18 protein-coding genes and 1 pseudogene are annotated in these 19940 nt (G+C 57.0%); 9 read left to right on the top strand and 10 right to left on the bottom strand.

Going from position 1 to position 19940, the window contains the following annotated elements; translation table 11 throughout:
• Positions 1–17: 17 nt before the first annotated feature.
• Genes ACZ1HV_RS21310 through ACZ1HV_RS21270 form a run of 9 tightly spaced genes read left to right on the top strand, consistent with a single transcriptional unit; the run spans position 18 to position 9049 of the window.
• Positions 18–1097: a sugar ABC transporter substrate-binding protein gene (locus ACZ1HV_RS21310; RefSeq protein WP_298822653.1), complete on the top strand. Its 1080-nt coding sequence runs from the start codon at positions 18–20 to the stop codon at positions 1095–1097.
• 55 nt (positions 1098–1152) lie between these two features.
• On the top strand, positions 1153–2670 hold the full coding sequence (locus ACZ1HV_RS21305; protein ID WP_472716234.1) for a sugar ABC transporter ATP-binding protein: 1518 nt from the start codon (positions 1153–1155) through the stop codon (positions 2668–2670).
• On the top strand, positions 2663–3628 hold the full coding sequence (locus tag ACZ1HV_RS21300) for an ABC transporter permease (protein WP_298822651.1): 966 nt from the start codon (positions 2663–2665) through the stop codon (positions 3626–3628). The genes ACZ1HV_RS21305 and ACZ1HV_RS21300 overlap by 8 nt, the downstream gene beginning before the upstream one ends.
• Positions 3625–4569 (top strand): ABC transporter permease, encoded by a 945-nt coding sequence (locus ACZ1HV_RS21295; protein ID WP_472716233.1) that lies wholly within the window; start codon positions 3625–3627, stop codon positions 4567–4569. Before ACZ1HV_RS21300 ends, ACZ1HV_RS21295 begins: the two co-directional genes overlap by 4 nt.
• Positions 4566–5519, top strand: coding sequence for an SMP-30/gluconolactonase/LRE family protein (locus ACZ1HV_RS21290; protein ID WP_472716232.1), 954 nt, complete (start codon positions 4566–4568; stop codon positions 5517–5519). Before ACZ1HV_RS21295 ends, ACZ1HV_RS21290 begins: the two co-directional genes overlap by 4 nt.
• Before the next feature lie 8 nt (positions 5520–5527).
• Positions 5528–6418: an L-threonate dehydrogenase gene (gene ltnD / locus ACZ1HV_RS21285; RefSeq protein WP_472718482.1), complete on the top strand. Its 891-nt coding sequence runs from the start codon at positions 5528–5530 to the stop codon at positions 6416–6418.
• Positions 6418–7650 carry a 3-oxo-tetronate kinase gene (otnK, locus tag ACZ1HV_RS21280; RefSeq protein ID WP_472716231.1) on the top strand — a complete coding sequence of 411 codons (1233 nt, stop codon included), beginning with the start codon at positions 6418–6420 and terminating at the stop codon, positions 7648–7650. Before ltnD ends, otnK begins: the two co-directional genes overlap by 1 nt.
• Positions 7647–8294, top strand: coding sequence for a 3-oxo-tetronate 4-phosphate decarboxylase (otnC, locus tag ACZ1HV_RS21275; protein ID WP_472716230.1), 648 nt, complete (start codon positions 7647–7649; stop codon positions 8292–8294). The genes otnK and otnC overlap by 4 nt, the downstream gene beginning before the upstream one ends.
• Positions 8291–9049 (top strand): hydroxypyruvate isomerase family protein, encoded by a 759-nt coding sequence (locus ACZ1HV_RS21270; RefSeq protein WP_472716229.1) that lies wholly within the window; start codon positions 8291–8293, stop codon positions 9047–9049. The genes otnC and ACZ1HV_RS21270 overlap by 4 nt, the downstream gene beginning before the upstream one ends.
• A gap of 143 nt (positions 9050–9192) precedes the next feature.
• Here the strand turns inward: ACZ1HV_RS21270 and ACZ1HV_RS21265 are convergent, their stop codons facing one another.
• From ACZ1HV_RS21265 to ACZ1HV_RS21220, 10 genes and pseudogenes are all read right to left on the bottom strand, one after another.
• Complete coding sequence (locus tag ACZ1HV_RS21265; RefSeq protein WP_472716228.1) at positions 9193–9948, bottom strand: DUF3750 domain-containing protein; 756 nt, start codon at positions 9946–9948, stop codon at positions 9193–9195.
• Positions 9949–10224: 276 nt separating this feature from the next.
• Positions 10225–10623, bottom strand: coding sequence for a RidA family protein (locus tag ACZ1HV_RS21260; protein ID WP_298822644.1), 399 nt, complete (start codon positions 10621–10623; stop codon positions 10225–10227).
• Between the two features lie 145 nt (positions 10624–10768).
• Complete coding sequence (gene kynU, locus ACZ1HV_RS21255; protein WP_472716227.1) at positions 10769–11956, bottom strand: kynureninase; 1188 nt, start codon at positions 11954–11956, stop codon at positions 10769–10771.
• The gene (gene kynA / locus ACZ1HV_RS21250; RefSeq protein ID WP_298961224.1) at positions 11953–12792 is read right to left on the bottom strand and encodes a tryptophan 2,3-dioxygenase; all 840 of its coding nucleotides are present in this window, start codon (positions 12790–12792) and stop codon (positions 11953–11955) included. The genes kynU and kynA overlap by 4 nt, the downstream gene beginning before the upstream one ends.
• The gene (locus tag ACZ1HV_RS21245; protein ID WP_472716226.1) at positions 12789–14408 is read right to left on the bottom strand and encodes an AMP-binding protein; all 1620 of its coding nucleotides are present in this window, start codon (positions 14406–14408) and stop codon (positions 12789–12791) included. Before ACZ1HV_RS21245 ends, kynA begins: the two co-directional genes overlap by 4 nt.
• Before the next feature lie 2 nt (positions 14409–14410).
• A pseudogene (locus tag ACZ1HV_RS21240) lies at positions 14411–15563 on the bottom strand (acyl-CoA dehydrogenase family protein).
• Complete coding sequence (locus tag ACZ1HV_RS21235) at positions 15563–16363, bottom strand: enoyl-CoA hydratase family protein (protein WP_472718481.1); 801 nt, start codon at positions 16361–16363, stop codon at positions 15563–15565. Before ACZ1HV_RS21235 ends, ACZ1HV_RS21240 begins: the two are co-directional and overlap by 1 nt.
• Before the next feature lie 2 nt (positions 16364–16365).
• Positions 16366–16839: a MarR family winged helix-turn-helix transcriptional regulator gene (locus ACZ1HV_RS21230; RefSeq protein ID WP_298822638.1), complete on the bottom strand. Its 474-nt coding sequence runs from the start codon at positions 16837–16839 to the stop codon at positions 16366–16368.
• Positions 16836–17579 carry an SDR family NAD(P)-dependent oxidoreductase gene (locus tag ACZ1HV_RS21225; RefSeq protein ID WP_472716225.1) on the bottom strand — a complete coding sequence of 248 codons (744 nt, stop codon included), beginning with the start codon at positions 17577–17579 and terminating at the stop codon, positions 16836–16838. Before ACZ1HV_RS21225 ends, ACZ1HV_RS21230 begins: the two co-directional genes overlap by 4 nt.
• The gene (locus ACZ1HV_RS21220; RefSeq protein WP_472716224.1) at positions 17576–19870 is read right to left on the bottom strand and encodes a bifunctional salicylyl-CoA 5-hydroxylase/oxidoreductase; all 2295 of its coding nucleotides are present in this window, start codon (positions 19868–19870) and stop codon (positions 17576–17578) included. The genes ACZ1HV_RS21225 and ACZ1HV_RS21220 overlap by 4 nt, the downstream gene beginning before the upstream one ends.
• Between the last annotated feature and the right edge of the window lie 70 nt (positions 19871–19940).

Here is a 19940-nt window from a genome sequence, read left to right as displayed (position 1 = left end):
TCATTTGGGAGGACATGATGAAGAACCTACTTTTGAGCGCGACATTCTTGCTCGCCGGTGTTGGCACCGCATTCGCGGACACTTATCGACCCGAGTGTTTCGTCCCCGCTCCGGAAACATCCACGATTTCCTATGATGCGAAGGAAGGCCCCTACAAGCTGGCCTTCGTAAACGGTTTTGCGGGCAATGACTGGCGCATTCAGGCAATCCAGTCCGCCAAGGCTTGGGCTGATCGGCCAGAGAATGCGGGCAAAATCGACACATTCTCCATCGTGTCGGTCGGAAACGACAGTGCAGCCCAGATTGCAGCCATCGACAATTTCATCGCGGCCGGCTACGACGCGATTACCTTCATCGCAGTCAATCCGACTGCCTTCGAACCTGTAATCCGGCGCGCCGAACGCGCAGGAACGATCCTCGTCCCCTTCGACAACGTACTCGACACGGACAAGGTCGTTCAGGTCAACGAAAGCCAGAAGGAACTGGGTGCACTGAAAGCGCAGACGGTCATGGACATTCTTGGCGGCAAAGCCGAGAAAATCCTGATGGTGAATGGTCTGCCTGGCAACGCGACTGACCGGGATCGCCGCCTCGGCATGATGAGTGTTCTGGAAAAGGTCGACGGATTGGAAATCGTCGAGGTTGTCGGCAATTGGGACACCGGCACGAGCCAAAAAGTGGCCGCTGATGCGCTCGCGACCCACGGGCAATTCGATGCAGTCGTCTCTCAACATGGATCTGCCGGAACGATCAACGCGTTGCAGTCCGCCGGTCATCCAATCGTCCCCATGGGTGTTGATGGTGAAAACGGCGTTCGCATGCTGATGGACGAACTTGACATTCCCGGCGTATCAGCGAGCCAGGCACCTGCCATGTCCGCAATCGCTCTTGAAGCGGCAGTCGCTCTTCTGGAAGGCAACGAACTGCCGCAGACAATCTACCTGCCGATTCCTCAGGTCAAAGCTGACGAATTGGAGGCCGGTGTGAACTATTTCCCGGACCTGCCGAAAAGCTTCAATACCGGCACAGGCTATGCGGAGTGCTTCACGCCCTTCAGCCCTGAAGAAATCTCCGGACAAAATCCAAGCAACACATAATTCATAATGGTCCGGCGGCACCATCATGTGCCGCCGGACAACTTGGAAAAATCCGATGACAGACCCCGACAAGCCCCTGCTGCGCATGCAGGACATTTCGATGCACTTTGGCGCAACGAAAGCATTGAACAACGTCGACTTCGCCTGCAAGCCATCCGAGATACACGCGATACTCGGTGAAAACGGCGCAGGCAAATCGACACTCATGAAGCTTATTTCTGGCGTATTGCAGCCAACCGGGGGGCGCATCATTCTGGATGGCCAGGATGTCAGGCTAGCAACCCCACGCGTTGCTCAGAACCTCGGGCTTGTATGCATGTTCCAGGAACTGTCCCTGGTTCCTGATCTGACCGTTCGGGAGAATCTGCTTCTGGGTGCGCCTGGAAGCGGCCTTGGATGGCTCCGTTCAGACGCACTGGTCAAGGCGCGGGACGTTCTGGACCGGATCGATGGCGGTCACATAAAAATGTCGGCTAGAGTGTCCGATCTGACGCTGCCATCTCGACAACAGGTGGAAATTGCCAAGGCACTCATGCGCAAACCAAGATTGCTCATCCTGGATGAAGCGACTTCAGCACTAAATGCGTCTGTTGTGACGAAGGTCTTCGACTTGATCCGCGCCGAGCGAGACCAGGGATCAAGCGTCCTGTTCATCTCCCATAGATTTCACGAGATCGAGGCACTGGCCGATAGAATCTCGGTCTTTCGGAACGGAGAGCGCGTCGAGACTTTCGACAATGGAGATCATTCCTATAACGAAATCATCAACATGATGGTCGGACAGAGGATCGAGGAACTGTTTCCACCCAAACCTCAGGCACGCGCAGATGCACAGGAAGTGCTGAAGGTTGAGAATTTTTCATGGGACGGACGCGTTACGGATATCAGCCTCACGGTTCATGAAGGGGACATCGTCGGGCTGGGCGGTCTTGATGGCCAAGGGCAAGGAGCATTCCTGATGGGCCTTTTCGGTCTGCTGCGAAATGCCGAGGGCAAGGTCACAGTGGCTGGAAAACCCGTTTCCGTCACGAGCCCAAAGGCCGCGAAGCAGCCGGACATCGCATTGGCCTTCATTCCCGAAGACAGGAAAACCGAGGGTTTGATCCAGGACCAGAGTATTTTGGAAAATTTGCAGCTGGCTGCAATCGGATTGAAGGACCTGGACGCCTCAAATCCAGACCTTTACCAGGATACGCTTGAGCGTCTTGAACTCAAACATGGCGGCCTGGAACTGCCGGTTTCATCGCTTTCCGGCGGCAATCAGCAGAAGGTTGTGCTGGCAAAATGGCTTGCACTCAAACCCAGGTGCCTCCTGCTCGCAGACCCGACACGCGGCATTGACGTGAAAACCAAGACACAGATTTACAGCATGTTGCGCAGGCTCGCCGATCAAGGCACTGCAATCCTTCTTCTCAGCACGGACTACGAAGAACTCATCCAGCTTTGCGACGAGACTCATATTTTCTATGCAGGCCGGTTGGTCAGCTCAATGAGAGGGGACGACATGACAGCGCAAAACATCATTGCGGCGTCGCTGAACGTCACCGAAAAACGCAAGGTGGTTCATGCTTGATTACATCCGTGCCAACCGGCGTGAAGTCATAGCGGCAGTTGTTCTGCTGGTACTTCTGTCGCTCTACCTGGGCACGCATCCGCGCGGAGCCTCCACTTATGTAATGACGATCTGGGCAAACCAGTGCCTGATCCTTGGGTTGGCGGCGATCGCACAATTTTTTGCGGTCGTCGTACGCGGGATCGACCTGTCGGTTGGTGCGGTGATTGCGCTTACTAACACCCTGGCCTCGCACCTACTCGATGGATCGGCGGGAGCAATAGGATTCGGTGTCCTCGCCGTGCTCGCTGCCGGTGCCCTATGTGGCCTGCTGAATGGTCTCATCATTGTTTTCGGCCGCATACAGCCAATTGTGGTCACACTGGCGACAGCATCAATCTTTGTCGGTGGTGCTCTCATGCTCAGGCCGACCCCCGGCGGTGCCGTCAACTATGATCTGGCGGATGCCATTACACTTGATATTGCGGGCATTCCGACCGCGCTGATCATTTCCGGATTGCTGATCTTCGCCTTCTGGTTACCCTTTCGCAGAACCGGGCTCGGACTTGGGCTCTATGCGCTCGGGTCGTCAGAGCAAGCAGCGTTTCAATCCGGGATCAACACACGCCTTGTACGCATTGCTGCCTTCACACTTGCCGGTCTTTTTGGCGGAGCCGCCGGGCTTTACTACAGCTTTGTCACGACAACCGGAGATGCGGGAATTGCCGCGAACTTCACCCTGAATTCCATCGCAGCCGTCGTGTTGGGCGGAGTGCTTCTGCGAGGTGGGGTCGGGTCGCTAATTGGAGCATTGGCTGGCGCTTTCATTTTGAAAACAATCGCTTCGCTGATGTTCTTTTCCGGCATTCCTTCGCTGGCGCAACCCCTGTTTGAAGGGCTTATTCTGGCCGCTGCGATCGCGATTGGCGGCGCAGATGTCCTTCGTACCCGCAACAGGTTGGAGGTCTTTGGCCGATGAGCCGCACAATCACACCTGACAGCATGATGCCCTATTTCGGGACCGTGGTCCTCATCCTGGCGGGAAGCCTGTACTTCCCGCAAATCCTGACCTTCGACTACTTGAGCCAGCAGCTACAGATCGCAGCGTTTCTCGGCCTGCTCGCAACTGGTGCGACGATCGTTATCCTGCTCGGGCACATCGACCTTTCCGTACCATGGGTGCTGACCGGGGCGGCAATCCTGTCCACGGCCCTGGTAGGGTCAGGCAATCCCGTCCTGTCGGCGCTGGCCGTACCGGCCGCCCTCGCCTTCGGAGCGCTAATCGGTGTCGTCAATGGCATAGGCGTCGCCATATTGCGCATCCCCTCGATGGTCTGGACATTGGCTGTCAATTCCATCCTGCTTGGACTTGCAGTGCTCAATACCGGCGGTTTCAATCCAAAGGGCGAAGCCAGTCAGCTCATGGTATCCATGGCCTCTGGCAACGTATTCGGCCTGCCCGTCAGCTTCCTGACATGGATGGCTGTCAGTCTTGCAATCGTTGCCTTTTTGACCAGAACGCCGTTCGGCCGCTACCTGCGTTCAATCGGCTACAACGAGAAGGCGACCTTCCTGTCAGGCGTCTCGACGCCGAGTGTTGTCTTTGCGGCATTCGCGCTCGCTGGCATGTGTTCGGCATTGGGGGGTGTCCTGCTCGCCGGTTACGCGAACCAGGCCTATCAGTCGATGGGGGACCCCTTTCTTCTTCCGACAATTGCCGCTGTCGTCATCGGCGGAACGTCTATTCTCGGCGGACGTGGTGGGCTGTTTGGCACAATTGGCGGCGCATTGTTCATAACGTTGCTGACATCGATACTTTCCGTGATGCAGATCGGAGACGCCTGGCGGAGCATCGTCTTCGGGGTGATCATCCTTGCTATGCTTTTGTTCCAGACAATGAGAAAAGGTGCACGATCATGAAGCCCGGCTATGTCACGGTCGACGCGCGTTTCAAAAGTTTTGTCGACACATCGACTGCACCCGATGTAATCGCAACGGATTGCACCTGGACGGAAGGTCCCGTCTGGTTTTCTGACGGTCTCTTTTTCAATGATATTCCGGGCAAACGCATGTTGCGATGGACCGAAGACAAAGGCGTGTCGATTGCTCTTTCGAACAGTGAATTCGCAAATGGCAACACGCTGGACCTGGCGGGAAACATGGTGTCATGCGAACACGGCGGACGGCGGGTTGTCCGGCGGCAAGACCCTTTTGATTTGAACTCTGCGGAGACAATCGCCGACAGTTTTGAGGGCAAAAGGCTGAACTCTCCAAATGATGTTGTTGTTCGTTCCGACGGTTCCGTCTGGTTCACCGATCCACCCTATGGCATAAATTCGGATGTTGAAGGATACCCGGCCGAAAGCGAACTCGACGGCTGCCACGTATATTGCGTGTCGACCGACGGAAGTATCCATGCGGTCGCAACGGATTTCGACAAACCGAACGGCCTGGCCTTTTCGCCAGATGAGACCAAACTCTATATCGCCGATTCAGGTGCCATCCGTGGCGCAAGTTTTCCCGGAATAGACTACAATCTGCCTCATCATATCAGGGTCTTCGACGTCGACGGACCCAGGCTGAGCAACGGTCGTGTCTTTGCCGTGGTTGCGCCAGGCATTCCCGACGGGTTTCGCGTTGATCATCAGGGATTTGTCTGGACTTCGGCTCTTGACGGCATTCACTGCCTTTCACCGGAAGGCGCCCTCATCGGCAAGATCTTGTTGCCCGCGCAGACATCCAATATCTGTTTCGGCGGACAAGACGGCATGACAATGTTCATCACGTCCTCCGACAAGGTTTACCGGGTTCACAGCCACCGCAGGGATGCCGCCCATGTGCTTCGCAAAAAGACTGGGAGGTCCGTATGACCGGGTCGATGAATGTTGCCGTCGTTGGCCTTGGATCCATGGGTTTTGGTATGGCCCGATCATGTCTTCGCAAGGGCTATCAGGTCTTCGGGTCTGACATTGTAGGCGAACGCATGGAAAGTTTCCGAAAAGAGGGTGGTGCAGCCGACGAAGTCGATACTGTTGTCGCGGCGCTAGACGCAGTCGTGGTTGTGGTTCTGAACGCCGATCAGACCGAAACCATTCTGTTTGGGGAGGCAGGACTTGTACCGAAATTGAAGTCAGGTGCTGTGGTTGTCGCCTGCGCGACCGTGCCTCCTGATTTTGCAAGGAGCATGGAGAAGCGCTGCCAGCATCACGGTGTCCATTATCTTGACGCACCCGTGTCCGGCGGATCGGTCAAGGCAGGTGAAGGCAAGCTCGCCATTATGGCAGCCGGCACGCCCGAAGCGTTTGCTGCAGCTCAGCCGGTGCTGGAGGCCACAGCTGAAACCGTCTTCAAACTGGGGGACGAGGCCGGTTCCGGATCAGCGATGAAGGCAGTCAACCAGCTTCTGGCCGGTGTGCACATAGCGGCAATGGCAGAAGCCATGACATTCGGCATGACACAAGGCATCGAACCGCAGAAGTTCATCAACGTCATCAGCAGATGTGCTGGAACAAGCTGGATGCTTGAAAACCGGGCACCCCACGTGGTTGCAGGAGACTACACACCGCACAGCCAGACCGTCATCTGGCCGAAGGATCTCGGTATCGTGCTGGAAGCAGCGAAAAGCTCCGGTCTTGAGGCGCCGATTACGGAAGCAGCCCTGGGTCAATACAACAAAGCAGTTGCGATGGGCCTGGGTCACGAAGACGACGCGGCCATTACGAAAGTCTATGCCCGGAGCGCCGGATTGCAGTTGCCGGGGGAAGGCTGATGCGGCTGGGATGTATAGGGGACGACTTCACAGGCTCAAGCGATCTGGCCAACACGCTCGCAAAACAGGGCATGCGGGTAACACAGTATTCCGGCACGCCGCGTACCGACGCTGCCGCGAGTGTTGAGGCAGGCGTTGTTGCACTCAAAAGCAGGTCGATAGATCCAGACGATGCCGTTGCGCAGTCTCTTGAAGCTCTGGATTGGCTGAAATCGCAGGGCTGCGAACAGTTCTTCTTCAAATACTGCTCAACCTTCGATTCGACGCCAGAAGGCAATATTGGTCCTGTGACCGATGCGCTCGCAGAAGCGCTCGACGCGCAAAAAATAGTAGTCTGCCCTGCGTTTCCCGGTACTGGCCGCTCCGTCTATCAAGGTCATCTGTTCGTGAACGATGCGCTCTTGAGCGAATCCGGTATGCAGGCGCATCCCCTGACACCAATGACAGATCCTGACATCCGGCGCTGGCTGGCGCGGCAATCGCATTTTGCTGTCGGGCATGTAGCCGCACAGCACGTTCAAAGCGGCGTTGACGTCATCCGGCAAAGACTGGAAAGCGAGCACAATTCCGGCAAACGATTGATCGTGATCGATGCGATCCGGGACGAAGACCTCATCGAAATAGGTAAAGCGGCAAACGACTTGCGGCTCGTCACGGGTGGCTCTGGGGTTGCGCTGGGATTGCCTGCAAATTTCGGCTGCACTCCCTCACGAGTGCCGTGGACCGCGCAACCGGGAAAATCCATTGTTCTTTCCGGTTCCTGCTCCCTGGCCACACGTCGCCAAGTACAGGCACATAGCGCGCGACATCCTGCGCAGGAGATCAACGCAGCAGCGGTTATTGATGGACACCTGACGGCAGAGGAAACGGCTGACTGGCTTCTTGGCAGCAATGGTATTCCAATGGCTTTCAGTTCCGCAGATCCCGACAGTGTGACCGACATCCAGGACACCTACGGCCGAGACCGTTCAGCAGCGGCGTTGGAAACCTTCTTTTCCGACGTTGCCCGTCTTGCGCGCGCAGGCGGTGTTACTCGGATCATCACGGCAGGCGGAGAAACTTCAGGTGCCATTGTTGAGGGTCTTGGGCTGGAAACACTGGAGATCGGCCCTGAAATCGACCCTGGCGTCCCTGCACTAAGGGCGGGACCTGAACTTGTAGTCGCTCTGAAATCCGGCAACTTCGGTTCTGACGACTTTTTCGAGAAAGCGGACCGGATGCTTCAGGGATGAGTGAATCGGCCTTAAGGGAACAGATATGCCTTCTCGCCCGTTCGCTCTTTGAGCGCGGTCTCACCCATGGGTCTACCGGCAACATTTCGGCGCGAACCGAAGATGGTGGCCTCCTTGTTTCCCCGACCGGAACAAGTTTTGGTCGTCTCGATCCGGCTCGACTGAGCAAATTCAATGATAAGGGAAAGCAGATCGAGGGTGACCGTCCGACAAAGGAAATGCCGCTGCACGCGGCGTTCTACGACACCCGCTCGACTGCAGGTGCTGTCGTGCACTTGCATTCCTGTCACTCAGTTGCCCTTTCCATGCTGCCCGGTATTGATCCGGAGAACTTTCTGCCGCCGCTGACGCCATATGCGATCATGCAACTCGGCAAGGTGAAGCTGTTGCCGATTTTTGTGCCGGGGGATCCGGCGATGGGTGAGGCTGTCCGGGGGCTGGCCGGCAAACGCAGCGCTGTCATGTTGGCCAATCACGGACCTGTCGTTGCGGCAAAAGACGTAGAAGCTGCATGCAATGCAATAGAGGAGCTTGAAGCAACCGCGAGGCTGACACTACTACTGCGCGGAGAACAGCCAATCCCTCTCAACAGGGAACAAGTTCATGCGGTCGTTTCCAAATTCGATGTGGAGTGGGATGATTGACTAGCTTCTCGGCAAATCTCGGTTTCTTGTGGGCCGACCGACCCTTGCCAGCAGCGATTCGCGCAGCCAAGGCATGTGGATTTGATGCTGTTGAATGCCATTGGCCTTTTGAGACACCAGTTGTCGATGTAAAGGCGGCACTTGAGGAAACAGGCCTCAACATGCTCGGCCTGAATACAAGGCGCGGTGATGTTTCGAATGGAGATAATGGTCTTGCTGCGCTTCCTCAGAGGGAAGAAGAGGCAAGGGCGGCAATAGACGAAGCGATCGATTATGCGGATCGCACCGATACGGCCGCGATCCACGTTATGGCCGGGAAAGCGAGTGGCTCGGACGCGCAAACCACCTTTTTGAGGAACCTTGACTATGCGACGACACGCACCGATCGAACAATCCTGATCGAACCGCTAAACCGGCATGACGCACCAGGATATTTTTTGAATACCACCATGCAAGCAAGGGACATTATCACCGAGCTCGCCGTCCCGAACCTGAAACTCATGTTCGATTGCTATCACGTTGCGCGCAACGAGGGAGATGTGCTTTTTCGGTTGCAGGACCTGTTGCCCATCATCGGTCATATTCAGGTTGCCTCGGTCCCTGGTCGCCGCGCGCCCGATCACGGCGAACTGCACTACCCGACTGTTTTTTCCATGATTGCTGACATTGGCTGGAAGAAACCAATCGGCGCTGAATACAAACCTTCAGGCGATACGGAAGAAGGTCTCGATTGGATGAAACGCTATAACAGTTAAGTGCTGAACAATGGACCTGCTGCCCCTATACACTCTGTTTCAATACCATCATTAGCAATTGTGCCAGCAGAAGTCAGGTTTTGGCAGATGCTCCAACAAAGACCCTGCTGCCTCTCCAGCCCTCGCTTTGATGCTTTCAACGATCAAGTGCTCGTGGACGGAAACTCGACACGCCCGACCATGGGGAGCTTCAGGGAGAAATCCTTGACGTCTATTCCATAGGTCAGGCCAAAGAGATTTAACTCAACCCCCTCCTCCCAGGCGACCAAAAGCCCAAAAAGCCCCAAGACGGACAGTTGATATCCTGTGCCGCTTGGAGCCTTGTCCCAAAACCCGCCTTGCAAGAAATCCTTGCCAACGGCCGTCGGAGGTAAGTCAAGCCGCAGCTCTGGAACCACTCTGCCCAAATGGGCAATGAACGTGTTTGAATTGGGACCAGGCCAAACAGTATAGCGGTCATCATATTGGTAGCTGCGGATGGTCTTCAGAAGCCGTGGGATCGCGGCCTCAGCCTCGTCACCGTGAAGTTCTGCAAGCAAGCGTGGTGCTGATCCGAACCAGCGGCTGTCCGGAGCCCGGCTTGAAGAGGATACGGCTTTCCCGCCATGGCGCACCCGCCACCCCGTCACTTCATAGGTCGTGAAGTGCGCTGCTTCCGGTTCTTTGATGGATATCCAGCTGTGGACACCGAAATAGCCGCGCCAGCTGAAAGCCCTGGCAGAATAAACTTGAATGATGGCTTGCCGTTCCAACAGCGGGTCGGGCGCAACACCAAGCGGTGCCCTGCTGGCGCTGCTCCAATGAGCAGAAGTCGTTTGCACGCCCGAAAATACGACAAAGAGGCCAAGGCCGAGATTGAAAAGCAGAAAGCCCGTAAACCAGACGAAGATCCGACGCATTGAGTATCCAACAAATCCTATCTGACTGACCGAGATGAAGATCTAGTCCTCGCGAGACAGTTGTCCATAGTACCGGTCGACCGAAGCACCCCATTCAATCCTGGCGGTTCGTTTTTGTAAAATCACGAAGCCTAAAACTTGCGTCAGGTGAGCACCTGAAAATCATGCAGCCGCTCCGACCTCATGGGTTTCCGATATCGCCAGTTTAAGAAATTGCGCTTTCGGCAGACCAATGAGCTTTGTCTTCATCAAAACGAATGGTGGATCCAACTTCGGTTACCGCCTGACAAACGCCGTTGCCTCAATCTCTATGACGGCTTCGTCTTCAATGAGGTCTTTGACCACGAGCATCGACATGGCCGGAAAATGTTTGCCGAAAACGCGACGGTAAACCTCGCCGACCTCGCGCTGTTTAGCTAGATATTCGGTCTTGTCCTTGATGAACCATGTCAGGCGTCCAATATCGGAAATCTCGCCGCCCGCCGAGGTGACGATGTCCACAATATTGGTAAGCGCCTGCTCCATCTGGGGCAGAAATCCACCAGGAGCAAAGCGCTTGTCCTTGTCCCAACCGATCTGTCCGCCAATGTGGAGCGTCCCGTCCGGCATCAGCATCCCGTTCGCATAGCCGAGTGCTTTCGCCCAGCCTTCCGGGTGAATGACTTCAGGTTTCATGTGCAATTCTCCAGGATGCTTCGTTTGTGCTCGCCGTCAGGTGCATGCCCACGGGCAATGCGTCCAGCACGAAATGCGCCCTTGTCGCGGTTCAACGCGCAGCCAATCTTTTCACCTATCCGCAATTGTCGCCTGGTATCAGTCATCAGGTTACACGCGATTTCGTCTGATATATCGGGTCCCGCCAGAGTTCTCCGACAATCACTTCTTCAAGAATTTTCGCGGCTGCAACAACATCTTCCTCGTCGAGATAAAGTGGCGTGAAACCGAACCGCATGATGTCAGGTGCACGAAAGTCACCGATCACTCCCCTGTCGATCAGGGCCTGCATCGCCGCATAGCCATGTTCAAACGCGAAGGATACCTGACTGCCGCGCAATGCGCCCTCGCGTGGGGATGCAAGCTTGAGCACCGGACAACGTCGTTCCACTTCGGCGATGAAGCACTCCGAGAGATCCAGCGAAGCCCTGCGGATGTCACCCATATCGACGCCGTTCCAGGCGTCGAGCGCCGCATCGAGGATCGACAACTGAACAACCGGAGGGGTTCCTACACGCAACCGCTCTGTTGACATGGCCGGTCGGTAGTCCGGTTCCATTGCAAACGGTGCATCATGTCCCATCCAGCCCGCCAGGGCTGGTTCGACGCTTTCGACAAGGTCCGGCCGAGCATAGATAAACGCCGGAGCACCCGGTCCCCCGTTGAGATATTTATAGGTACACCCAACAGCAAACTCGGCCTTGGAACCGGCAAGATCCAGGGGCACAGCGCCTGCACTATGTGCCAGATCCCAGATCATGACGGCACCTGCCGCGTGGGCCTTTTCCGTAACCGCTTTCATGTCATGAAGGCGGCCAGAACGGTAATCGACATGTGTGAGCATGACTGCCGCGACATCTTCGGAAATGTGGCTCATCACGTCTTCCGGAGCCGGGGCGCACAATTCATAGCCCTTGTCGACGGTGTTCATCAGACCTTGAGCCATATAGAGATCGGTTGGAAAGTTTCCGTTATCCGACAAGATTACCCGGCGCTCAGAACGCATTTTCAAGGCGGCTGCCAACGCCTGGTAGACCTTGATCGACAATGTATCGCCCGTCGCGACAGAACCCTCAGGCGCACCGATCAAGCGGGCAATCCGGTCACCAACACGTTTGGGGAGCGCGATCCAGTCGGCCGTGTTCCAGGCCCGGATCAGCTCCTTGCCCCATTCTTTCTCAATCACATCGCCAGCACGTTCCAACGCCCCTTTCGGCAGGGGGCCAAGAGAGTTGCCGTCGAGGTAAATGACATTGGCCGGAATGTCGAAGAGCTCTTTCTTCGGCAGGCTCATAGCTCACCTCTCAGATGCCAGAGTTCGGGAAAGAGTTCGACTTCGAGCATCCGCCTTAAATACGCAACCCCGGACGTGCCACCGGTGCCGCGTTTAAAGCCGATCACCCGCTCAACAGTCGTGACATGGTTGAAGCGCCAGCGGCGGAAATAATCTTCCATATCGACCAGTTTTTCGCCCAGTTCATAGAGCGTCCAATAGCTATCAATATTCTCGTAAACCAGCTTCCAGCGTGCCTGAATTTCAGGATGCGCCTCATGCGGTTCTTCCAGCTGCGGCGCCGGAACATTGTCCTCATGACCGTCCAGTGTCCGGAAGAGCAGGCGGACGACTTCATCGTAAAAGCTTGGCCGGGCGAGTTCGGCCGACAGCTCCTTGTGGATTTCCGGCAAATGCGCATGGGGCTTCAGCATATTTGGATTCCGGTTGCCGAGCACATATTCGATCATCCGGTACTGGTAGGACTGAAAGCCCGATGACGGACCAAGAGTTTCACGAAACAGCGTGTAGTCAGCCGGCGTCATCGTGCGCAGCACATCCCACTGATTGTTGAGCTGTTCGAATATCCGGCTGACCCGGGCCAGCATCTTGAACATCTTGGCCGTGTCGCCTGTTCTTAAAGCCTCACGGGCAGCTGCCAGTTCATGAATGATCAACTTCATCCAGAGTTCGGACGTCTGATGCTGAACGATGAACAGCATCTCGTCATGCGCGTTGCTGAGGCAATGCTGCTGCGACAGGATCGTATCGATATGCAGATAATCGCCATAGGACATGGCATCTGAAAATCCCGTCCTGGCGCCGTCTTTTTCCGGATCATAGGCTTTGCTGCTCATGACGCTGTCCTGAGGCGGAACCGCTGGATCTTGCCGCTTTCGGTTTTCGGCAGCGCATCGGCAAAAACAATACTGCGCGGATATTTGAACGGGGCAATCGTTGCCTTGACGTGATCCTGCAGCGCTTTGATCATGAGATCGGACGCTTCGTGATCAGCTCCAAGGACAACATGGGCCTCCACAATTGCGCCGCGGTCTGCGTCAGGGACACCGATCACGGCACACTCGGCAACGGCTTCGTGCGACAGCAAAGCCGCCTCGACCTCAGGTCCGGCAATGTTGTAGCCGCTGCTCAAAATGATGTCGTCATTGCGCGCGGCGAAATGAAAATAACCGTCTGCGTCGCGGGTAAAGGCGTCGCCGGTAATGTTCCATCCATTCTGGACATATTCCGTTTGCCGTTCCCCTTTGAGGTATCGGCAACCTGTTGGCCCGCGCACGGCAAGCCGTCCGACCTCACCCGTGGGCACTTCGTTACCGTCGGGACCGACCACCTTGGCTTCATAGCCCGCAACGGGTCTGCCGGTGCAGGCCGGCCGGTGATCTTCAAACCGGTTGGTGATGAAGATATGCAATAGCTCGGTCGAGCCTATGCCATCCAGCATCGGCTTTCCTGTCTTTGCCTTCCATTCCTCATAGACCGGAGCAGGCAAGGTTTCGCCGGCCGAAACGGCAGCACGCAGCGAAGTCAGATCCGCCCCCTCATCCATGGCGCGCAGCATGGCCCGATAGGCGGTCGGCGCGGTAAAACAGACGGTCGCGCGGTATTTTTCGATGATGTCGACCATATTCGGCGGCGTCGCCGCTTCCAGGAGTGTTGCTGCCGCACCGAACCGCAAGGGGAAGATCGCCAGCCCACCGAGACCGAACGTGAATGCAAGCGGCGGCGAGCCGACAAAAACATCCTGCGGGCCGACATCCAGCACTTCCCTTGCATAGGCGTCCGCGATGATGAGCAAGTCCCGATGGAAATGCATGGTGCCCTTGGGCTCGCCGGTTGACCCGGACGTGAACCCAATGAGCGCCACATCGTCCTGGCTGGTTGCGACAGCTTCGAACTGCACCGGCTTTTCCAGCGCAAGCCGGTCGAGTTCGGCATCGTGATTGGATGTTCCGTCAAAACCGACCACTGTCTTCAGATGAACACTGCCTTTCGCGCAGGCTGTCATCTCATCCATCAGCCTTGTGTCGCAAAGCGCATGAGTGATCTCGGCCTTGTTGACATACTTCGTCAGCTCGCCAGCCCGCAGCATCGGCATGGTGTTGACGACAACCGCACCGGCTTTGGTCGCCGCCAGCCAGCAGGCCACCATTGCAGGATTGTTGGCCGACCGGATCAGAACCCGGTTGCCGGGCTTGAGCTTCAAATCCTCCACGAGCGCGTGCGCCAGACGGTTGGTCCAGTCGGAAAGTTCCTTGTAGGTCCGCCGCCGTCCGTTGCCGATCAGCGCCGTGTGATCGCCAAAGCCCTTTTCGACCATCCTGTCGGTCAGTTCCACCGCCGCGTTGAGACGTTCGGGATAGTCAAATCCATCCAGCAGAAAGTCCGGCCAGGTGTTCGTCTCGGGCAAATTGTCCCGTGAGAACGTGTCGATATGAGCAGAATGTTGGAGCATGATCACATTCCCTGTTGTTCGGCGAGGGTCTGTCTGGCGATGACCACCCGCTGGACGTCCGACGCGCCTTCGTAAATGCGCAGGGCCCGGATTTCGCGGTAGAGCTTTTCAACGGTTTCGCCTGAGCGAACCCCGTCTCCGCCGTGAAGCTGCACGGCCTTATCGATGACCTGTTGCGCCTGATCGGTTGCAAAAAGCTTGGCCATCGCAGCTTCGCGGGTCACGCGCGGTGCGCCTGCATCCTTCGTCCAGGCGGCGCGGTAGGTCAAAAGCGCTGCGGCATCGATATCAAGCGCCATATCTGCGATATGCCCCTGCACCATCTGCAACTCTGCTAGCGGCGCCCCTTGAACATGACGGCTGGAAACACGCTTGAGAGCTTCATCCAGCGCCCTGCGCGCAAAGCCCAGCGCGGCCGCCGCAACCGTCGACCGGAAAACATCCAGGACCGACATCGCAATCTTGAAACCCTGACCGGGCTCGCCAATCAGCGCTGATGCGGGAATGCGGCAGTTCGAAAAACGAAGCCGGGCAAGCGGGTGTGGAGCCAGAACATCCAGCCGCTCCACTATCTCGAAGCCGGGCAGTCCGGCGGGGATGATGAAGGCGGAAAGCCCCTTGCACCAGGAGCTTCACCTGTGCGGGCAAAAAGCGTGTAGACATCGGCAATACCGCCATTGGAGATCCAGGTCTTTTCGCCATCTAGAATAAAATGCTCTCCGTCCCGGGTTGCCGTCATGGTGGAATTGGCAACATCCGAGCCCGATTGCGGTTCGGTGAGAGCAAAAGCGGAGATAGCCTCACCCGCCCGGGTTTTTGAAAGCCATGCCGCTTTCTGGTCAGGTGTACCGAACAGTGAAATCGCTCCGGTACCCAGTCCCTGCATGGCAAAGGCAAAGTCCGCCAACCCGTCATGACGGGCCAATGTCTCACGGATCAGACACAGGCTTCTGACGTCAAGCTTGCCCTCATCCGAGGAGCTAAGGTTCAAAAAACCAGCATGTCCGAGATCCTTGACGAGCCGACGGCAGGTAGCATCGGTGTCGCCATGATCAACGTCCGAAAGATGCGCGCCGGCCCATCCCTCAAGCTTCGCGGAAAGCGCGCGATGACGATCTTCAAAAACGGCCAGTTCAAAAAGCTCTTGTCCGCCATCAGTCACCCTCAAATACCGGTTTTTCTTTGGCGACAAAGGCATGGTAAGCCCGGTGAAAGTCCTGTCCGTGCATGCAGATGGCTTGCGCCTGCGCTTCGGCTTCGATGGCCTGTTCAATTGACATGGACCATTCCTGGGCCAGCATTGTCTTGGTCATCATGTTGGCAAAGCCAGGACCGTCGGCGATGCGCCTCGCCAAGTCTCGTGCTGTCGCAAGCAGGTCGTCCCGCTCGACAATGCGGTTGAAGAAGCCCCAGGCATGCCCTTCCTCAGCACTCATCGATCGCCCGAGATAAAGCAGTTCCGCGGCACGCCCCTGCCCGATGATCCGGGGTAGGATTGCGCAGGCGCCCATATCGCAGCCCGCAAGCCCGACACGGTTGAACAGGAAGGCCGTCTTTGCCTCAGGTGTCGCAATCCTGAGGTCCGACGCCATGGAAATGATTGCACCAGCCCCGGCACAGACCCCGTCGATTGCGGCGATGACGGGCTTGCCGCAATTGACCATCGCCTTGACCAGATCCCCTGTCATGCGGGTAAAGGCCAGCAACTCTTTCATGTTCATTTTGGTCAGCGGGCCAATGATGTCGTGAACGTCACCACCTGAGGAAAAGTTGCCGCCGTTCGGCCCGAAAACGACTGCCTTGACATCATCGTCATAGTGAAGCTCGCGAAACCAGTCGCGCAGCTCCGCATAGCTGTCGAATGTCAGCGGGTTCTTGCGGTCCGGACGATTGAGCGAAACTTCTGCAATCCCGTCCGCAACCGAGCAATTAAAGTGCTGAACGTCGCTCCGCATGGTCACTTGCCCTCCTCAAGCGCTTCGCTTAACCGGTCGAGGCGGCCGATCATGCCGTCCACGTCCTCAGAGTCGAGCCCACTCAGAATTTCGTCGATCCAGGCCTCATGCACTTCTGCATGCTCGGCAAAGACGTTCTGTCCTTTCGGCGTCAGCCGAACAAGGTTGGCGCGCCGGTCGCCGGGCACTGCAACCCGCAAGGCCAGGCCTTCCTCTGACAGCTTGTCCACGATGCCGGTGATGTTGCCATTGGAGACCCGCAGCATCTGCGAGATTTCGCTCATCTTCAGCCCGTCGGGTGAGCGCGCCAGCGCGGACATCACATCAAAGCGCGGCAGCGTCCAGTTGAATTCATTGCGCAAGCGCCGCCTGATTTCGTCCTCAATCAGGCTGGAGGCCTTGAGCAGTTTCAGCCAGAGCCGCAGGCGTGCCTTCGAGACAGATTGCTCTGCTCCAGTGAGAGCCGGTTCGTTCATACTTCTCCTCCCGACAAGGCAATTGCCTGTCCGTTCACCGACCGCGCAGCATCAGAACACAACCACAGCGCAGTTCCGGCGACTTCATCAGTTTCGATGAACCGTTTTTGCGGATTGCCCGCAATAAGAGTTGCACGCGCCTCTTCCGCGCTCAGACCCGTCTTTTGAACGATGGTTTCAATCGACCGTTCAAGGAGTGGCGTTTCCACGAAGCTCGGGCAGATCGCGTTGACGGTCACGCCCGTCTGGCCAAGCTCGATCGCCAGCGAGCGGGTCAATCCGATGACACCGTGCTTGGCCGCACTATAGACCGCCACATAAGGATACCCCTTCAACCCGGCGGTGGAGGCAACGGCAATCATGCGCCCCCAACCGGACGCTTTCATATCGCCCAGCGCGGCCTGCCAAAGATTGGCAACGCCAATCAGATTCACCGCCAGCATTGACTGCATCTGATCTTGAGACAGTTTTGCGAAAGGCACGCTTTCAACGGCGCCTGCATTGGCAACGGCAACGGAAATCGGTCCATTTTGCTGCCGGGCAGCGTCCAGTGCCTTCGCAACAGCCTCCGCATCGGTGACATCGCACAGCTGGTAGGAAAGACCCTGCGCCTTCAACGGCTCCTCACGTCGCCCCAATATCGTAACGCGCGCGCCTTGCCTGTTAAACGCCTGCGCCGTTTCAGCACCGACACCGGAGCCGCCGCCAGTCACGACCACATGTTTGCCTGCCAGCGTCATACCCGGATTGCCTCTGCTTCACGGTCCGCAAGCCGCCAGGCCTGATAGCGCCCGGCAAGATAAGGTGGCTGCCAGACGGCCTGCCGGTCACCGATCTTTGCGCCTTCATGCAAGGTCCAATAAGGGTCGGCCAGATGCGGTCTGCCGATGGCGATCAGATCGGCGCGTCCGGCCATCAGGATCGAGTTTGCGTGATCGGCCTCATAAATGTTGCCGACCGCCATCGTGGTGATGCCTGCCTCATTGCGGATCCGGTCGGAAAACGGCGTCTGGAACATGCGCCCGTAAACCGGCTTTGCCTCCGTGCTGGTCTGACCGGCGGAGACGTCGATCAGATCCGCCCCTGCTTGCTGAAATGCGCGCGCAATCTCGACGGCTTCTTCCGGTGTTACCCCGTCCTCACCGGCCCAGTCATTTGCCGAAATGCGCACGGACATCGGCTTATGTTCAGGCCAGACACGGCGCATTGCCCGGAAAACCTCAAGCGGGTAGCGCAGCCGGTTTTCCAGGCTGCCGCCATAGTCATCCCTCCGGGTATTGGAGAGCGGCGAAATGAACGAAGACAGCAGATAGCCATGGGCGGCATGCAGCTCGATCATGTCGAACCCGGCACGCTCTGCCATCTCGGCTGCGGCAACAAATTCTGACTTGATCGCCTCCATATCGGCTTCGGTCGCTTCGCGCGGTACAGCATTTTCTTCAGACCAGGCTAGTGCCGATGCGGACACAAGGTCCCAGTTGCCGGATGCCAAGGGCTTATCCATGCCTTCCCAGCCGATATTGGTGGAACCCTTGCGGCCTGAATGACCGATCTGGCAACAGATCCTGGCCTCGGTCTCGCCATGCACGAAATCTACCAGACGCTTCCAGGCAGTCTCATGTTCCGGCGCATAAAGACCTGGACAGCCCGGCGTAATTCGGCCCGTTTCTGAAACACAGGTCATTTCGGTATAGACAAGCCCGGCGCCACCTTTCGCGCGTTCGCCATAATGGATCAGGTGCCAGTCTGTCGGGCAACCGTCGACGGCCTTATACTGCGCCATGGGTGACACAACGATCCGGTTCTTCAGCTCCATCTGGCGCAGACGGAACGGCGCAAACATCGGTGCGCGCACCGGCCCATTGTCCGGAACACCGGATGCATGCTGAAACCACTGCTCAGCCGAACGCAGCCAATCCGGATCACGCAGGCGCAGGTTCTCGTGCGAAATACGCTGCGAGCGCGTCAAAAGCGAGTAGTTGAACTGCACCGGATCAAGGTCGAGATAGCGCTCGACATCCTCAAACCATTCCAGCGAATTGCGTGCTGCGGACTGAAGCCGCAGCACTTCCAGCCGCCGCTCTTCCTGATAGCGTTCGAAGGCTTTCTCAAGGGTCGGTTCGCTGTGAATGAGATCGGCCAGCGCAATGGCGCTGTCAAAGGCAAGCCGTGACCCGGACCCGATGGAAAAATGCGCCGTTGCGGACGCATCGCCCAATAGAACGACATTGCCGTGGTGCCACTTTTCGCAAAGCACCCTCGGGAAGTTGATCCAGACCGCCGACCCGCGCAGATGGTCGGCATTCGACATCAGCTTATGCCCGCCAAGATGCGCCTCGAAAGTCTTCCGGCAGGTTTCGACGATCTCTTCTTTCGACATCCCGTCAAAGCCGAAATTGGCGTAGGTTTCCTCGGTACACTCGACAATGAAGGTCGCCGTTTCATCATCGAACTGGTAGGCATGCGCCCAGATCCAGCCGTGCTCGGTCTTCTCGAAGATAAAGGTAAAGGCGTCGTCGAATTTCTGATGCGTGCCAAGCCAGACGAACTTGCACTTTCTGGTATCGATTTCCGGCATGAAATGCTCCGCATAGGCGCTGCGCACACTGGAATTGATGCCGTCGCAGCCGACGACCAAATCATAGTCGCGGCGATAGCTTTCAATATCGTCAAACGGCGTTTCAAAGAGCAGTTTGACGCCCAGTTCACGCGCCCGTTCCTGAAGCAAAAGCAGCATCTGCATGCGGCCGATCCCGGCAAAACCGTGACCGCCGGAGACCGTACGCACGCCGTCATGTACCACGGCGATATCGTCCCAATAGGCAAAGTGATCGCGTATGGCTTTAGCGCTTTTCGGGTCATTCGTTGCCAGATTTTCCAGCGCATCGTCCGACAGCACGACACCCCAGCCAAACGTGTCGCTCGCCCGGTTGCGTTCAACGACAACGATCTCGTGCGACGGATCGCGAAGCTTCATCGAGATCGCAAAATAGAGCCCGGCAGGCCCACCGCCCAAACACGCCACCCGCATTGATCGCACCTCCCGAATTTCGAGCGCTCCCGCGCCACGGATCGACACGAGTTAACGTAACTCAGCTCAC

The organism is Roseibium sp. JB4-4 (genome assembly GCF_055693425.1).
Note: the sequence above shows the minus strand (reverse complement) of the source record. Positions and strands in the feature narration are given on the sequence as shown.

Coding starts and splice junctions, on each gene's coding strand:
- ACZ1HV_RS21310 (WP_298822653.1), top strand. CDS start 18: ATGAAGAACCTACTTTTGAGCGCGACATTCTTGCTCGCCGGTGTTGGC.
- ACZ1HV_RS21305 (WP_472716234.1), top strand. CDS start 1,153: ATGACAGACCCCGACAAGCCCCTGCTGCGCATGCAGGACATTTCGATG.
- ACZ1HV_RS21300 (WP_298822651.1), top strand. CDS start 2,663: ATGCTTGATTACATCCGTGCCAACCGGCGTGAAGTCATAGCGGCAGTT.
- ACZ1HV_RS21295 (WP_472716233.1), top strand. CDS start 3,625: ATGAGCCGCACAATCACACCTGACAGCATGATGCCCTATTTCGGGACC.
- ACZ1HV_RS21290 (WP_472716232.1), top strand. CDS start 4,566: ATGAAGCCCGGCTATGTCACGGTCGACGCGCGTTTCAAAAGTTTTGTC.
- ltnD (WP_472718482.1), top strand. CDS start 5,528: ATGAATGTTGCCGTCGTTGGCCTTGGATCCATGGGTTTTGGTATGGCC.
- otnK (WP_472716231.1), top strand. CDS start 6,418: ATGCGGCTGGGATGTATAGGGGACGACTTCACAGGCTCAAGCGATCTG.
- otnC (WP_472716230.1), top strand. CDS start 7,647: ATGAGTGAATCGGCCTTAAGGGAACAGATATGCCTTCTCGCCCGTTCG.
- ACZ1HV_RS21265 (WP_472716228.1), bottom strand. CDS start 9,948: ATGCGTCGGATCTTCGTCTGGTTTACGGGCTTTCTGCTTTTCAATCTC.
- ACZ1HV_RS21260 (WP_298822644.1), bottom strand. CDS start 10,623: ATGAAACCTGAAGTCATTCACCCGGAAGGCTGGGCGAAAGCACTCGGC.
- kynU (WP_472716227.1), bottom strand. CDS start 11,956: ATGAGCCTGCCGAAGAAAGAGCTCTTCGACATTCCGGCCAATGTCATT.
- kynA (WP_298961224.1), bottom strand. CDS start 12,792: ATGAGCAGCAAAGCCTATGATCCGGAAAAAGACGGCGCCAGGACGGGA.
- ACZ1HV_RS21245 (WP_472716226.1), bottom strand. CDS start 14,408: ATGCTCCAACATTCTGCTCATATCGACACGTTCTCACGGGACAATTTG.
- ACZ1HV_RS21235 (WP_472718481.1), bottom strand. CDS start 16,363: ATGCGGAGCGACGTTCAGCACTTTAATTGCTCGGTTGCGGACGGGATT.
- ACZ1HV_RS21230 (WP_298822638.1), bottom strand. CDS start 16,839: ATGAACGAACCGGCTCTCACTGGAGCAGAGCAATCTGTCTCGAAGGCA.
- ACZ1HV_RS21225 (WP_472716225.1), bottom strand. CDS start 17,579: ATGACGCTGGCAGGCAAACATGTGGTCGTGACTGGCGGCGGCTCCGGT.
- ACZ1HV_RS21220 (WP_472716224.1), bottom strand. CDS start 19,870: ATGCGGGTGGCGTGTTTGGGCGGTGGGCCTGCCGGGCTCTATTTTGCG.